This window comes from Sphingobium phenoxybenzoativorans, from assembly GCF_018286635.1.
In the GTDB taxonomy this organism is placed as follows: domain Bacteria; phylum Pseudomonadota; class Alphaproteobacteria; order Sphingomonadales; family Sphingomonadaceae; genus Sphingobium; species Sphingobium phenoxybenzoativorans.
The window spans coordinates 3,875,590-3,890,579 of sequence record NZ_CP073910.1 but is presented as its reverse complement, the minus strand read 5'-3'; the positions used below and the strand labels follow the sequence as shown (position 1 = coordinate 3,890,579).

The 14,990-nt window shown below is 57.3% G+C and carries 14 protein-coding genes and 2 pseudogenes; 9 read left to right on the top strand and 7 right to left on the bottom strand.

The features are described from left to right. Positions 1–45: 45 nt before the first annotated feature. The 5 genes and pseudogenes from KFK14_RS19220 to KFK14_RS19200 all read right to left on the bottom strand — a co-directional run. Complete coding sequence (locus KFK14_RS19220) at positions 46–954, bottom strand: cation efflux transmembrane domain-containing protein (RefSeq protein WP_212608802.1); 909 nt, start codon at positions 952–954, stop codon at positions 46–48. Beyond that, complete coding sequence (locus tag KFK14_RS19215; protein WP_212608801.1) at positions 951–1,394, bottom strand: hypothetical protein; 444 nt, start codon at positions 1,392–1,394, stop codon at positions 951–953. Before KFK14_RS19215 ends, KFK14_RS19220 begins: the two co-directional genes overlap by 4 nt. Before the next feature lie 64 nt (positions 1,395–1,458). Further along, positions 1,459–1,665, bottom strand: coding sequence for a hypervirulence associated TUDOR domain-containing protein (locus tag KFK14_RS19210; protein WP_212608800.1), 207 nt, complete (start codon positions 1,663–1,665; stop codon positions 1,459–1,461). Positions 1,666–1,674: 9 nt separating this feature from the next. Beyond that, positions 1,675–2,526 (bottom strand): SDR family oxidoreductase, encoded by an 852-nt coding sequence (locus KFK14_RS19205; RefSeq protein ID WP_212608799.1) that lies wholly within the window; start codon positions 2,524–2,526, stop codon positions 1,675–1,677. A 115-nt stretch (positions 2,527–2,641) separates the two neighbouring features. Continuing rightward, positions 2,642–2,914 (bottom strand): annotated as a pseudogene (locus tag KFK14_RS19200) (integrase core domain-containing protein); the annotation flags it as partial. 150 nt (positions 2,915–3,064) lie between these two features. Between KFK14_RS19200 and istA the strand changes: the two are divergent. Then, positions 3,065–4,327 carry an IS21 family transposase gene (gene istA / locus KFK14_RS19195; protein ID WP_127692189.1) on the top strand — a complete coding sequence of 421 codons (1,263 nt, stop codon included), beginning with the start codon at positions 3,065–3,067 and terminating at the stop codon, positions 4,325–4,327. Further along, complete coding sequence (istB, locus tag KFK14_RS19190) at positions 4,324–5,184, top strand: IS21-like element helper ATPase IstB (RefSeq protein WP_212608798.1); 861 nt, start codon at positions 4,324–4,326, stop codon at positions 5,182–5,184. The genes istA and istB overlap by 4 nt, the downstream gene beginning before the upstream one ends. A gap of 76 nt (positions 5,185–5,260) precedes the next feature. Here the strand turns inward: istB and KFK14_RS19185 are convergent. Further along, positions 5,261–6,345, bottom strand: a pseudogene (locus KFK14_RS19185) (IS3 family transposase); the annotation flags it as partial. Positions 6,346–6,506: 161 nt separating this feature from the next. On the opposite strand from KFK14_RS19185, the gene KFK14_RS19180 reads away from it, so the two are divergent. Both KFK14_RS19180 and KFK14_RS19175 read left to right on the top strand, forming a co-directional pair. After that, positions 6,507–7,115: a flavodoxin family protein gene (locus KFK14_RS19180; RefSeq protein WP_212608797.1), complete on the top strand. Its 609-nt coding sequence runs from the start codon at positions 6,507–6,509 to the stop codon at positions 7,113–7,115. A gap of 40 nt (positions 7,116–7,155) precedes the next feature. After that, the gene (locus tag KFK14_RS19175; protein WP_246524708.1) at positions 7,156–7,632 is read left to right on the top strand and encodes a class I SAM-dependent methyltransferase; all 477 of its coding nucleotides are present in this window, start codon (positions 7,156–7,158) and stop codon (positions 7,630–7,632) included. A gap of 35 nt (positions 7,633–7,667) precedes the next feature. Here KFK14_RS19175 and KFK14_RS19170 read toward each other — a convergent pair. Further along, a protein-coding gene (locus KFK14_RS19170; protein ID WP_212609119.1) for an IS3 family transposase occupies positions 7,668–9,019 on the bottom strand; the annotation gives its coding sequence in 2 pieces (ribosomal slippage) (positions 7,668–8,681 and positions 8,684–9,019; 1,350 coding nt in all). A 383-nt stretch (positions 9,020–9,402) separates the two neighbouring features. Here KFK14_RS19170 and KFK14_RS19165 point away from each other — a divergent pair. The 5 genes from KFK14_RS19165 (at position 9,403) to KFK14_RS19145 (ending at position 14,725) form a co-directional block, all read left to right on the top strand. Next, complete coding sequence (locus KFK14_RS19165) at positions 9,403–9,858, top strand: pyridoxamine 5'-phosphate oxidase family protein (RefSeq protein ID WP_212608794.1); 456 nt, start codon at positions 9,403–9,405, stop codon at positions 9,856–9,858. 131 nt (positions 9,859–9,989) lie between these two features. Further along, complete coding sequence (locus KFK14_RS19160) at positions 9,990–10,826, top strand: transglutaminase-like domain-containing protein (RefSeq protein ID WP_212608793.1); 837 nt, start codon at positions 9,990–9,992, stop codon at positions 10,824–10,826. 85 nt (positions 10,827–10,911) lie between these two features. Next, a complete protein-coding gene (locus tag KFK14_RS19155) occupies positions 10,912–11,418 on the top strand; it encodes a 2Fe-2S iron-sulfur cluster-binding protein (RefSeq protein WP_212608792.1) in 507 nt (168 codons plus the stop codon). Further along, positions 11,415–12,395 carry an FAD binding domain-containing protein gene (locus KFK14_RS19150; RefSeq protein ID WP_212608791.1) on the top strand — a complete coding sequence of 327 codons (981 nt, stop codon included), beginning with the start codon at positions 11,415–11,417 and terminating at the stop codon, positions 12,393–12,395. The genes KFK14_RS19155 and KFK14_RS19150 overlap by 4 nt, the downstream gene beginning before the upstream one ends. Further along, positions 12,392–14,725 carry a xanthine dehydrogenase family protein molybdopterin-binding subunit gene (locus tag KFK14_RS19145; RefSeq protein ID WP_212608790.1) on the top strand — a complete coding sequence of 778 codons (2,334 nt, stop codon included), beginning with the start codon at positions 12,392–12,394 and terminating at the stop codon, positions 14,723–14,725. Before KFK14_RS19150 ends, KFK14_RS19145 begins: the two co-directional genes overlap by 4 nt. Positions 14,726–14,990 lie beyond the last annotated feature (265 nt).

The following is a 14,990-nucleotide window of genomic DNA, read 5'->3' as shown; positions in this document are numbered from 1 at the left end:
TATAGAGCAGCAATTGCCGATGGCTGAAATACCTAATATTTGTAATCAGGGTCGGAAGGCGATGCTCTCTAACCGCCAACGATCTTTCAGGCCTGGGATTTCGAACCGCTTCGTATCAAATTCTTCTGGTGCCTTCACTCCAATAACTTCGGCACGAATATAGCGCCCAGTTTCTCGCAGCAATACTTTAGATTTGGGAAACTCTTTACGAAGGGCGGTTGAAACTGCCTTCGCTTCCGCAGATAATTTCGGTTCTTCCAGCGCACAGGGCACTCCATCAACAAGTTCGGACGTAGCAATCTTAAGCGCCTTCCAACCATCCCAGATAATGCTCGCGGAAATGAGTATAGCTGCGCCTGAATCGGCCCACCACCATCCAAATCCGAGACCTGCCACTCCCAAAAAGCCGGCGACGCCCGTTTGCCAGTTCGCCTTGTTCATCAAGGCATCAGTATGCAGGAGTTTGTCACGCAAGCGTTTTGCCAGAGGAAGCTCCTTGCGGCCGATGATGAGGGGTGGGATGGTCGCATAGGCTTGGGCACCCATCATGGCCCAGCCGAGCCAGACATCATGTCCCCAAATACGGACTGATCCGATCGTGACATGCTCCGCTGTCGTTAGTGCAGTTACCGCGTCTTTGAATAACAACAGGCCAACCGCGGCCAGAGCGACCGCAGCTATTAGAAATCCAAGGCCATTCACACGGTCGAAACCATAGTGAAAATGTGCGTCAGAAGCCCGTTCTTCATAGCGGGCGGCCACAAGAAAGGCGATCGGTGGTACTAGCCCGAGCGCGTCCTCGACCCATGCCGTACGCATGGCCTGGCTGCTCCCCATCGCTAAACCCATGACGGCGATGATCGTGATCGTCCAACCAATGTTCCACCATTCAAGCCTCTCAGCCGCCCGGATATCCTCGACAATCTCCTTAGGATGTCCGCGCCGTTCGCTCATGATTTGACTTTCATGTCCCGGGCATGACGCTCAAGCACCATTATCCACGCATTCTCACCATTGCGCGCAATCGCACTGAGGCCAAGCGAACAGTGTCCAACGGATCGTTTGGCAATCGGCTCTACTACGGCAACGTCGGGTAACCAAGGACTGTCACTAGCTATCTCTCCGACCGCAACATCGAGAGACCCCTGTTCGATTTCGGCAAACAAAGCTTCTGCCGAACCTTGGCGCACTTCGACCTTCGCGCCTACGTCTTCAGACACTTGCTTCAGATAACTTTGTACTTTTGAAAAATTTGGAGATCGTTGCGTGCCTTCGATCAGCCCTACACGAATAACGTGAGCATGTTTAATTGCGTTCAGCGTGCCTTCCGCGTCAGCTGGATAAGATCCACAGGCTGTGACGCCGAAAAGTCCCATGACGACCATCCAACGCATAGTTCCCTCCTTCAAGAACTTGAGGCGATGTCAGCTCGGTCTGGCGTAATCGCCAGCCAAAGCATCAGTCCTTGCCAAGTGCGCTAGCCTTATGCGCTGCGTGCCTGCCCTCGTCGGTTTCGACTAGATATTCGGGATTATCCCGCGATGCCGAAACCTGATGACCTTTGATCATGGTCCGCCCGGTAAGTTTCCTGATAACTTTGCCATGGGCTTTGCCGCCATGGCTTTCCCATCTGACCCTGGTGCCCTGTTGGAGTGATTTCGCCATGATGCGCCCTCAGCCATTAATGATTGTACCGCCATTGGGGTGGAGCACCTGTCCCGACATATAGCTCGCATCCTCGCAAGCTAAGAATAGGAATGCAGGCGCAACTTCGTTGGGCTGACCTGGCCGACCCATCGGCGTGCTTTCGCCAAAATGTTCAAGCTTATCGGGGCTCGCGCCGCCGCAGGGATTAAGTGGTGTCCAGATCGGGCCTGGCGCCACGGCGTTGACGCGAATGCCCTCACCAATAAGATTTTCAGACAGCGAACGCGTAAATGCTGTGATCGCGCCTTTGGTCGAACTGTAATCCAGCAATTCCTTGCTGCCCTGATACATGGTGACACTGGTGCAGTTTATGATCGCGGCGCCGGATTTGAGATGCGGACGGGCAGACTGGATTAGAAAAAACATGCCAAAAATGTTGGTTTGAAAGGTGCGGCGCAACTGCTCCTCCGTGATGCCGGTGATGTCCTTGTCAGGATGTTGCTCACCGGCATTATTGACGACGATCTCGATGCGACCGAACGCCTGAAGGGTCCTCCTTACTATCTCGTCGCTGAAATCTTTTTCTCCAATATCGCCCCGAATGGTAATCGCCCGACGGCCTTCGGCCTCAACGATTCTCTTAGTCTCGGCGGCGTCGTCATCCTCAAGGAGATATACAATTACGATGTCACAGCCTTCTCGGGCGAACAGTGCGGCTACCGCACGGCCGATACCGCTGTCCGCGCCGGTTATGATTGCGACCTTATCCTTAAGCCGGTTCGAACCCTCATAGCGTGGTTGCCATTCGGGTTGGGGGTCCAGCTTGCTCTCATGGCCCGGCAACCGGTCTTCATGAACCATCTCTGTTGTCTCGGTCATCACGGTATCTCCTTTGAACGAGAGAACCCTTCCAGCGTCAATGTCTGTCGTCAGAACATTTGGCACAACTCGCGGCGTAGATCAGCGGAGTGTGGGCCTCGTCTTGGATTGATGTTTAGGCGGCGAGCTTGCGGTGTTGCAAGCGCCGATGTTCGAGTGTCTTTCGCTTGATCCTTTCTCTTCGTTTGATGATGGCAGCAGCCCTGCCGAAGTAGGCATCGGCGGGTGTGACGTTGTCGAGGCTCTCGTGGTAGCGCTGGTGGTTGTAATGCTCGACGAAGGCCTTGATCTGCTGTTCGAGATCGCCCGGCAGGAAGTAATTCTCCAACAGCACACGGTTTTTGAGCGTCTGATGCCAGCGCTCGATCTTGCCTTGGGTCTGTGGGTGTGTCATCGGTCGTGCAATTCTCCGCAAAAGTGGGCTTTGAAAATTCCCTAGTTGGTGGCCCCTTCATCTCATTCTGCCGGGGCTAGCCCCGGCAGAATGAGATGAGCCGACATTGTCCTCATCTCCTTTGCAGACGCGGAGACGGGGCCGATGATCCGACTTGGAGAATTGATGATGATCCTCGAACTACATCGGCAGGGTGTATCGATATCCGCCATTGCCCGACGCACTGGTCGCGATCCCAAGACCATCCGAAAATATATCGAACGGGGCATCGAGGCCCCGGTTTACGGCCCTCGCATGCTGGGTCGACCGAACAAACTGGCACCCTATCTGGAATTTTTGCGTGAGCGAGTGACGGCCTTTCCCGATCTGACTGCGGCGCGCCTGACGCGGGAAATCCGTGAGCTGGGATATATGGGCGCCTATACCGCGGTAAAGCGGTTCCTGGCAGCGATCCGGCCGGAAAACGGGCCTAAGCCCTTTGAGGTTCGGTTCGAGACGCCGCCTGGCGTGCAGGCACAGGTCGACTTTGCCCGGTTCGTCGTCGAATTTACCGATGAGCCCGGCGTCAGCCGGATCGTCTGGCTGTTCAGCCTGGTGCTGGGACATTCGCGCTTCCTGTTTGCGCGCTACGTCATGCATCAGGATCTCCAAAGCCTGTTGCGCTGTCATATGCAGGCCTTTGAAGCGCTCGGCGGCGTCCCGATCGAGATCCTCTACGATCGCATGAAAACCGCTGTGACCGGGGAAGATGATCAGGGCCACATCATCTACAATCGATCATTGCTGGCTCTGGCCGGGCATTATCGCTTCGTGCCGCGCGCCTGCCGTCCCTATCGGGCCAAGACCAAGGGAAAGGTCGAGCGGCCATTCAGCTATATCCGCAAGGACTTCTTCCTGGGCCGGAGCTTCCGCAATCTGGACGATCTCAATGTCCAGCTGATCGACTGGCTCGATACCGTCGCCAACGTCCGTGTCCACGGCACGACGCAGCGGATTATTGCTGAAGCCTTCGCCGCCGAGCAGCCTGAGTTGCAGCTGCTCCCGGCGGGCCGCTTTGACGCTGTTCTGAAGCTGGAGCGCCGCGTCAGCCACGATGGGATGGTCTCGGTCGGCGGCAATTACTACAGCGTTCCCGATCGCACCCGGCGCGTCGTCGAAATCCAGCAGTTGCCCGACAAGATCCGGATCGTAGACCTGGGCCAGGTCATTGCCGAGCACCCGGTTCTTGAGGGGCGCCGGCAGTACAGGATCGATCCTGCGCACCGGACAGGCAGCAGCGGCGCCAAGCGCCGTATCCATGGCAAAGAGGTAATCGCCATCGGTCGTGTAGGCGAGCATGTCACCGTGCGCTCCCTGGCCATCTATCAAGCGATCGGCAGCCAACTGGCGCGGGGAGAACGGCCATGAACCATGGGGGTGCCGCATCCCGCGTCGATAATATCCGCCGCAGCCTGGTCCATCTCAAAATGCCACGCGCCCTGGAGATGCTCGACGCCACCCTGCGCGGCATAGAGCAGGGCAAAATCGATGGCATCGAGGCCATCGACATATTGCTGAACGAAGAACTGTCGCTCCGGGAGAACCGCAGGATCAAGGCAGCCCTGCGCATGGCAAGGCTGCCGATCATCAAGACGCTGGACGGATATGACTTCTCCTTCCAGCCATCGCTCGACCGGAACCGCATCCTGGCGCTCGCTGGCCTGGACTTCATCAACCGGGCCGAGGTGGTGCATCTGCTGGGCCCGCCCGGTACCGGGAAAAGCCATATCGCCACGGCCCTTGCCGTCGAGGCCGTGAAGGCGGGCAAGAGCGTCTACTTCATCCCGCTCGCCGATCTGATCGCTTCACTGACCAAGGCTGAACGCGAGGGCACGTTGCGCGAGAAGATCCGCTTCCTATGCCGATCCTCCCTGCTCGTCGTCGACGAGATCGGGTATCTTCCCGTCACGCCCGGCGGCGGCAATCTCTTCTTCCAGCTCGTCAACGCCCGATACGAAAAGGGTGCCATGATCCTGACATCCAACCGCGGCTTCGCCGAATGGGGTGATGTCTTTGGCGATCCGGTGGTGGCCACCGCGCTGCTCGACCGCCTTCTTCACCACGCTGTGGTCGTCCAGATCGAGGGCTCCAGCTATCGCATGCGACAGCACGCCGACCTGCTGCCCGAGCATGCGCGCATGGCACCGTCCATCAACCCACCGCCCTTGCCGAAACGGCGCGGCCGCCCGCCAGCAAAGGAAAAGCCCGATCTCCATCACGGCTGATCACCGACACCAACCCTCCCGCCAAACTAGGGAATTTTAGATGCCCACTTTTGCGGAATCTTCGGTGCCCGTTGACAGGGTGGAAGGGTGCGCCGCGCACGTGGCTCATCTTGTTGGCGTCGATGTATTCGGCCAACTCGCTCGCGATGTAGCTGGGGCCATTGTCGCTGAGCAGGCGGGGCCTGTGCAGCACATTGGCGTGGTCGCAGCCTGAGGCTGCCAGTGCCATATCGAGCGTGTCAGTGACGTCCTCGGCTCGCATGGTGGTGCAGAGCTTCCATGCAATGATGTAGCGCGAGTAATCGTCGAGCACGGTCGAGAGATAGACCCAACCCCATCCTATGATCTTGAAGTAGGTAAAGTCGGTCTGCCACATCTCGTTGGGGCGGGAGGTTTGCGTGTGGAACGCATCTGCCGCCTTGATCACGGTGTAGGCCGGGCTGGTGATCAGATCGTGGGCCTTCAGGAGGCGGTAGACCGTAGCTTCGGACACGAAGTAGCGCTTCTCGTCGGTGAAGCGCACCGCCAGTTCTCGCGGGGACAGCTCGGTCTGTTCCAGCGCCATCTCGACGATCTGCTGCCGGACATCCTCGCCGATGCGGTTCCACACCCGGCTCGGCCCGGATGGTCGGTCTGCCAGCGCCTCGGGGCCACCTTCAAGGTAACGATCATACCAGCGGTAGAAGGTGCGCCGTGCCACGCCGAGCTGGTCCAGCGTGCGTTTGGCGGGCAGGTGCGACTGCTCGACGATCCGGATTATCTCCAGCTTCTCGGATGCAGGGTATCTCATTCGTCGTCTCCCCCATCCGCGATCATGCTTTTTTTGAGCAGACGGTTCTCCAGGGTGAGATCGGCCACACATTCCTTCAGATCACGGGCCTCACGGCGCAGGTCCTTCACCTCGTCCGTGGTCGCAGCACGCGCAGTGTCACCAGCCAGACGACGCTTGCCGGCCTCCATGAACTCCTTGGACCAGGTGTAATACAGGCTCTGTGCGATCCCTTCACGGCGGCACAGCTCGGCAATGGAGTCATCGCCGCGCAGGCCATCGAGCACGATCCTGATCTTGTCTTCAGCAGAGAAGTGCCGACGGGTCTTGCGGCGGATGTCCTTTACGACCTGCTCGGCAGGCTTTTTGGTGCTTGAGGATTTGGGCTTCATCTTCGTTCCTTCGTCACTACGACGAAGCCCAAATCCTCCTTAAATCACAACCTCAAATCTGTGCCATAGGTGCTGACGGGGGACACCAGCGTCAAAGAGTTCTCATAGGAGCGAACGGATGATCGCATTTGCGCGGCAGCCGACGCCGAAGGAGACAATCGATGCCGCTCAAGGCCCTTGCGCTCAACTGCACCCTGAAGGCCGACATGGACGAAGCGAGTTCCACCGATGCAATGATCGCAGTCTTGAAGGCGGCCTTTGCCGACAATCATGTGTCACTCACCGAAACGATCCGGGTTGCCGCGCTCGACGTTAAGCCAGGCGTGACTTCGGACGAGGGCGAGGGGGATGCATGGCCAAGGCTACGCGAGACAATTCTCGCACACGACATAGTCATTTTCGGCGGCCCGATCTGGATGGGGCAGATATCGAGCGTCGCCAAGCGCGTTCTTGAACGCATGGACGCGTTCTTGAGTGAAACCGACGAGGCAGGCCGCATGCCGAGCTATGGTAAGGTCGCTGTCGCGGCTGTCGTCGGCAATGAAGACGGTGCTCATTTTTCTTGCGCGCAACTTTTCCAGGCACTTAACGATGTCGGCTGGACCATCCCAGCGGTCGCCGCCTGTTACTGGGTCGGTGAAGCCATGGGGTCTACAGATTTCAAGGATCTGAAGAAGACGCCGGACAAGGTCACACATACCGCAAAGATGGTTGCTGCTAATGCCGCCCACCTTGCCCGTCTGCTCCAGTCAAAGCCCTATCCCGGATGAAGTTCAATTTGGCTATGTTGGTTGGCCGGAGGAGGATTGCGTGAAACATACCGGTTGGGTCGCCGCAACCGAGTTCATCCGGCATCCGTCAATGGTCGGCTCGGCCTTTCCGGCAACTGCAAGAATGGTACGCCACATGCTTGCCCCCATTAACTGGTCAGATATCCGGCTGTTCGTTGAATATGGCCCAGGCAGCGGCCGGTTCACTTTCGCGATCCTGGAACGACTACATAGCGATGCCAAGCTTCTCGCCGTTGAGACCGGCGAAGCGTTCGTTACGAAGCTGCGTCAAAAATGCAAGGATCCTCGCCTTATCCCAGTCGAAGGCTCGGCGAGAGATGTGAGGCGTCACCTTAGCGATAAGGGATTGGGGCAGGCTGACTGCATATTGTCGGGGCTGCCCTTCTCAATGCTCGATAAGGACGAGGCCGAGATGATCATGTTTGAGACAAGGATGGCGCTGAAGCCGAAGGGGCTTTGTCTGTCGTCAGAACATTTGGCACAACTCGCGGCGTAGATCAGCGGAGTGTGGGCCTCGTCTTGGATTGATGTTTAGGCGGCGAGCTTGCGGTGTTGCAAGCGCCGATGTTCGAGTGTCTTTCGCTTGATCCTTTCTCTTCGTTTGATGATGGCAGCAGCCCTGCCGAAGTAGGCATCGGCGGGTGTGACGTTGTCGAGGCTCTCGTGGTAGCGCTGGTGGTTGTAATGCTCGACGAAGGCCTTGATCTGCTGTTCGAGATCGCCCGGCAGGAAGTAATTCTCCAACAGCACACGGTTTTTGAGCGTCTGATGCCAGCGCTCGATCTTGCCTTGGGTCTGTGGGTGGAAGGGTGCGCCGCGCACGTGGCTCATCTTGTTGGCGTCGATGTATTCGGCCAACTCGCTCGCGATGTAGCTGGGGCCATTGTCGCTGAGCAGGCGGGGCCTGTGCAGCACATTGGCGTGGTCGCAGCCTGAGGCTGCCAGTGCCATATCGAGCGTGTCAGTGACGTCCTCGGCTCGCATGGTGGTGCAGAGCTTCCATGCAATGATGTAGCGCGAGTAATCGTCGAGCACGGTCGAGAGATAGACCCAACCCCATCCTATGATCTTGAAGTAGGTAAAGTCGGTCTGCCACATCTCGTTGGGGCGGGAGGTTTGCGTGTGGAACGCATCTGCCGCCTTGATCACGGTGTAGGCCGGGCTGGTGATCAGATCGTGGGCCTTCAGGAGGCGGTAGACCGTAGCTTCGGACACGAAGTAGCGCTTCTCGTCGGTGAAGCGCACCGCCAGTTCTCGCGGGGACAGCTCGGTCTGTTCCAGCGCCATCTCGACGATCTGCTGCCGGACATCCTCGCCGATGCGGTTCCACACCCGGCTCGGCCCGGATGGTCGGTCTGCCAGCGCCTCGGGGCCACCTTCAAGGTAACGATCATACCAGCGGTAGAAGGTGCGCCGTGCCACGCCGAGCTGGTCCAGCGTGCGTTTGGCGGGCAGGTGCGACTGCTCGACGATCCGGATTATCTCCAGCTTCTCGGATGCAGGGTATCTCATTCGTCGTCTCCCCCATCCGCGATCATGCTTTTTTTGAGCAGACGGTTCTCCAGGGTGAGATCGGCCACACATTCCTTCAGATCACGGGCCTCACGGCGCAGGTCCTTCACCTCGTCCGTGGTCGCAGCACGCGCAGTGTCACCAGCCAGACGACGCTTGCCGGCCTCCATGAACTCCTTGGACCAGGTGTAATACAGGCTCTGTGCGATCCCTTCACGGCGGCACAGCTCGGCAATGGAGTCATCGCCGCGCAGGCCATCGAGCACGATCCTGATCTTGTCTTCAGCAGAGAAGTGCCGACGGGTCTTGCGGCGGATGTCCTTTACGACCTGCTCGGCAGGCTTTTTGGTGCTTGAGGATTTGGGCTTCATCTTCGTTCCTTCGTCACTACGACGAAGCCCAAATCCTCCTTAAATCACAACCTCAAATCTGTGCCATAGGTGCTGACGGGGGACAGCGCACAGCGATCCGTCCCCTCATCGATCGTCATTTCACAAATGTGCGCCACGGTTTTGAGTGGTGGAATATTCCGCCGTGCCATCTCTATTGGGCAAGAGGAGTGAGAAACGTCGAAAGCCTAAATGGCGAGAGGTTTCCACGCCAACTTTGAGTTCAACGTCTACGCCGCTGTTTGAATAAAGAGGCACCATATCAACACTGAGCGGCAAGGCATGATCATTTGCCAACTCAATTTGCGCGACACCAAATGATGGATCGCGCGTTAAGGGCGCGGTGATTTAACGGGAGAGAAGCGATGACCAAAACTCTGGAACAGCTTTCAAAGAAGATGAAAGACATTGATTTTGCGATGCTTGCGACCCACACGAGAGGCGGGACGATAGGCGCGCGGCCGATGAGCAACAACCGTGAGGTCGACTATAATGGGGACGCCTGGTTCTTCACCGATAACACGACGTTGATGAATGAAGATATCATGGCTGATCCCTCAGTTACGCTCAGTTATCAGGGATCCTCGGGTCTTTTGGGCCAGCGCCCATTTTTCCTTGCGGTTGAGGGCCGCGCAAGTTTGATCCAGGATAAAGATGAGTTTGAAGTTCATTGGACTAAGGGGATCGAGCGTTGGTGGCCTCAAGGCGTCGACACTCCCGGATTGGTGCTAATCAAGGTGAGTGGCGAGCGTGCGCATTATTGGGACGGGGAAGACGAGGGCGAACTGGTGCTTTCATCTGCGTCTGCGCCGGTTAACTGACGTCATCAGGAAGCTGAGATAATCGGCGATAAATGGCGATATTTGGGAGAGCAGCGGAAATCGCTGCAACCAATCGGCCTGTGATGCTTTCCGACATCTGCATCGTTCATTCAAAGTGGCGGAGTTGCGGAATGCTCATTCGCGCGGGGTATGAAGTCACCCTTTCTGCTTTCACGCCCACTCCCGTAGTCGCTTTGCTTAGCATCCGGCCTGAACGGGCAGCAGCGCTGAAGACGCCGCACACTATTCTCAATGATCGCGGCGCCGCAATGCAGGATTATCGGGACGGATTTGGCAATATCTGTACACGTTTCTTACTGCCGAGCGGCGTTAGCAAACTCTCGTGCGATTTCGTGATTGAGGATTGCGGTGAACCCGATCTCCAGCGGCTCGACGCCTGTCAGCATGACGTTGCTGAGCTTCCAAGCGACGTCTTGGGATATCTTATCGGTAGCCGTTATTGTGAAACGGATCTCCTGTCAGACGCGGCATGGAATTTATTCGGTCATACCCGGACAGGTTGGGAACGCGTGCAGGCAATCGTCGATTTCGTGCACAACCACCTCGCTTATGGCTATCCACATGCGCGAGCGACAAGGACGGCATTTGAAGCCTATCAAGAACGGGTCGGAGTATGCCGCGACTTCGCACATCTGGCGGTAGCTTTGTGCCGCTGCATGAACATTCCCGCCCGCTACTGCAGCGGATATTTAGGTGACATCGGTGTTCCTGCGATGGATGTCCCAATGGATTTCCATGCTTGGTTTGAGGTCTATCTCGGTGGCGCATGGCATGCATTCGACGCTAGGCACCGTATCCCGCGTATAGGACGCATCTTGATGGCTTGCGGCCGGGATGCAGCCGACACCGCTCTTACGACGGCGTTCGGATCAACGCAGCTCCTCGATTTTAAGGTGCATACCGACGAAATCCCTGAAAATATCCCTGCTTCTAGTCTGGCGGCGTAAGTGGGATAAGTAGCCCACGACGGAAATGAAAGAAAATTGCATTGAAGCAGTGCCGCCATAATCTGGGTCGGAAATGGGAGGTCTCATGTCACTTTTTGTCAATGGAGCAGCGACATCTCCGCCGGATGACCCAAGGGTTTCGTTGCTCGATTTCCTTCGTGAAGGATTGCATCTGGCAGGAACAAAAAAGGGCTGCAACCAAGGAGCTTGCGGGGCGTGCACGGTGCTTGTCGATGGTGAGCGCATATTATCGTGCTTAGCTTTCGCCGTGCAATATGATGGGCGCCAGATTGTTACGATCGAAGGTCTCGGTCACGCTGATGATCTACATCCATTACAAGCAGCGTTCATCGAGCATGACGGATTTCAGTGCGGTTATTGCACGCCGGGGCAGATATGTTCAGCGATCGGCATGGTTTCAGAGGCGCAGCGCGGTGTGCCAAGCCATGTCAGCAACGATCTTACCGCCCACGTGACGCTCACTCGCGAAGAATTACAGGAACGGATGAGCGGCAATCTGTGTCGCTGCGGCGCGCATAATGGAATTATCGACGCGATACAGGATAGTATTGCGAAGAAGCTAGCACCATGATGCCCTTTAGCTATGAGCGCGCCAGCAATGTCGCAGATGCGCTGCGGCTCGGAGCAGAGGGATCTGCAGCGTATTTGGGGGGTGGGACTAACCTTATCGACCTAATGCGCGAGACGGTTGCAGCTCCCGATATGCTGATTGATGTAACTGGTCTATCAGATGCGATAGAGCAAACCCGCACTGGCGGTTTGCGGATTGGGGCAGCCGTTCGCAATACTGCGCTCGCCGAGAATATCGCGGTCCGTAACCGTTATCCAGTTTTGTCGCGCGCGATCCTTGCTGGCGCTTCGGCGCAGATCAGAAATATGGCGACGGTCGGTGGCAATTTGCTTCAGCGGACGCGTTGCGCCTATTTTTACGACAAAGACGGATCCCGCTGTAACAAGCGCGATCCAGGGTCTGGCTGCGATGCACGTGATGGCTTCAACCGCGTTCATGCCATTCTTGGCGCCTCGACGGAATGCGTCGCTACGCACCCTTCAGATATGTGCGTTGCTCTCGCCGCGTTGGATGCCACCGTGCATTTACAGGGACATTCGGGTTCGAGGGTGTTGCCCTTCATCGATTTCCATCGGCTGCCTGGCGATCATCCTGAACGCGACAGCGTGCTTGATTCAGGTGAACTGATTACGGCTATTGAATTGCCCGCTTTGCCGATTGGGGCGCGATCAACATATCGTAAGGTCCGTGACCGGGCGAGCTATGCTTTTGCGCTGGTTTCCGTCGCTGCTGCATTGGAGGTGGAAGGTGATCGCATCAAAGACGTGCGCATTGCTTTTGGCGGGGTCGCGCATAAACCATGGCGTGCGCTGAAAGCTGAGGCCGCACTGCGCAACGCACCTGTCACCGAACGAAATTTTCGTGACGCTGCTGCCGCCGAATATGCCGATGCCAAACCTTTGCGCGACAATGGTTTCAAGATCGAACTTGCGAGCCGGACACTTGTTGCCGTGCTCAGTGATCTGGCGGCGTCATGAGCATCACGGACAGCGTCAAGGGCGCCGCACAAGCCCTCGTTCAAGGGGCGATGGCTAAACTGGTTCCCCTTGCACCCGACAGTTGGATCCCAGGCGGCGTTCCCGATCCACTGATCGTCCGCAAACATGGGGCGATTGGAAAGCCGATCTCTCGGCTTGACGGTGTGCTCAAGGTACAGGGGGCTGCGCGCTTTGCTGCCGAAATCATGCTTGATGACATGGTCTATGCTTCCCTTGCCTATGCGACGATCCCCCGAGGGCGTATCGCGACGCTTGAAACCGAAGCCGCCGAGGCCGCACCCGGTGTGGCGCTGGTGATGACCTATCGGAACGCGCCACGCATGAACCCGCCGGGCGTGTTTGGATCTTCGCCCACCGCCGTTGGTCCAAGCGACCTGCCAGTCATGCAGGATGATCGCATCCACTGGAACGGTCAGCCGATAGCTGTCGTGCTGGCAGAAACGCAGGAACAGGCCGATCATGCCAAATCCCTGATTCGAGTCACTTATACGCCAGAGCCTTCGACCACCTTGCTCTCCAAGGCGAAGGCCGCCGGCTCTGCGCCCGGCGTGTTTATGGGGCAGCCACTCCTCGATGAGATAGGCGATGCCGAGGCCGAACTGGTCAAGGCTCCGCACCGTGTCGACCATATCTACCGGACGCCGCGTCATAATCATAATCCGATAGAGCCGCATGGAGCGACAATTTCTTGGGTCGACGGCGCTCTGATCATTCATGATATGAGCCAGATGGTAAGCGCCACAGCGGCGACCCTTGCTGACGTATTTGGATTAAAGCCCGAACAGGTCCGGATTACCTCGCCCTATGTTGGTGGCGGATTTGGCAGCAAGGGGCTATGGGACCATCAAATAGTCGGCGCGGCGGCCGCGCGGCTGTCAGGACGTCCGGTGCGGATAAATCTTTCGCGGGAGGGAGTGTACCGCCTGGTGGGCGGACGTACATTGACTGAACAGCGTGTCGCTATCGGTGCTAACGCCGATGGACACCTCACGGCGATGATCCATACCGGCATTGCGGTGATGACGCCTCACAACAATATGCCTGAACCGTTCATCCTGGCGACGCGAAGCGCCTATGCTGCCGATAGCTTCAAACTGTCGGTCGAGACGGTCGAAATGAACATGCTCGCCAACACATTCATGCGCGCGCCCGGCGAAGCAGTCGGTACGTTCGCACTAGAGTCGGCGATCGACGAACTCACAATCGAACTGGGCATGGACCCTGTCGATCTGCGCATCCGAAACGAACCGGACAAGGACCCGATATCGGGACTGCCATTTTCCTCCCGCAATATCGTTGAGGCGTGGCGAGCAGGCGCAGACCGTTTCGGCTGGGCTAAGCGCAGCGCCATACCCGGTGGGCATCGTGACGGTGAGTGGTTGGTAGGCATGGGATGCGCCACTGGTACTTATCCTTATTATCGGATGCCTGGTGCGGCTGCGCGGATCACTCTGACCATTGAGGGAAAAGCCATAATCGAGGTCGCCGCGCATGAGATGGGAATGGGCACGTCGACCACCACTGCAATGGTGGCAGCCGACCGGCTAGGGCTGTCGATCGATCATGTTGAGGTCCGCTATGGAGACTCGAAAATTCCGGGTGCAATCATGGCTGGCGGCTCACAGCAGACTGCAGCTATCGGGGGAGCGGTAATCGCTGCGCATAACGCGCTGGTTGCCCAACTCCTCAAGCTTGCCGGCAATGCTTCGCCGCTCGCGGGTCTTTCAGTCAACGAAGTCGGCAGTGAAGATGGCGCTCTCGTGAAGCTTGATGACCCTGCAAAACGTGAAACTTACGCCTCGATTCTCGCCCGAGCGCAGCGCGACAGCGTAACCGCCGAAGAACAGGGCTCGCAGCCGCTCGAATTGATGCACTGGTCGATGCATTCGCATAGCGCGATATTCTGCGAGGTGGGCGTCAATGCAGTCACTGGCGAGGTGCGCGTCAACCGCATTCTTGGTTCTTTCGATTGCGGCCGCATCCTCAATCCTAAGACAGCGCGAAGTCAGTTTCGCGGCGGTATTATCATGGGGTTGGGCATGGCGCTGATGGAAGAAACCCAGTTTGACGAGCGCAATGGGCGGATCATGAATCCCAGCCTCGCAGAATATCATATCCCCGTGCATCTCGACGTGCCGGAGATCGACGTGATCTGGACGGATATCGCTGATCCCCACACCCCGATGGGTGCCCACGGGATCGGTGAAATCGGGATTACGGGCGTAGCCGCGGCGGTAGCAAACGCGATTTACAACGCGACTGGCAAGCGCGTTCGGGATTTGCCGATCACCCTAGATAAACTCCTATAAATATCATCAATTCGTGACCTGTTTGAAGACCCATTGCAGGAATATCAGATCAGTATCGGCAACTGATCGAGGTGGCACGGCCGGGAAAACGCTGAGGGGGGGCGATACCCGTGGAGAGCTTCGGCCAACCAAGCCGAAGCGTTGGATCATCGGCTCATAAATTTGAGGTGATACGACTTAAGGTGCGAATGCTGTCAATTGGATAGACCGGTTGCTGATAGCAGACGCAACTTTGTTTCCAGCAAACTCAAATTAAAAGGATCAG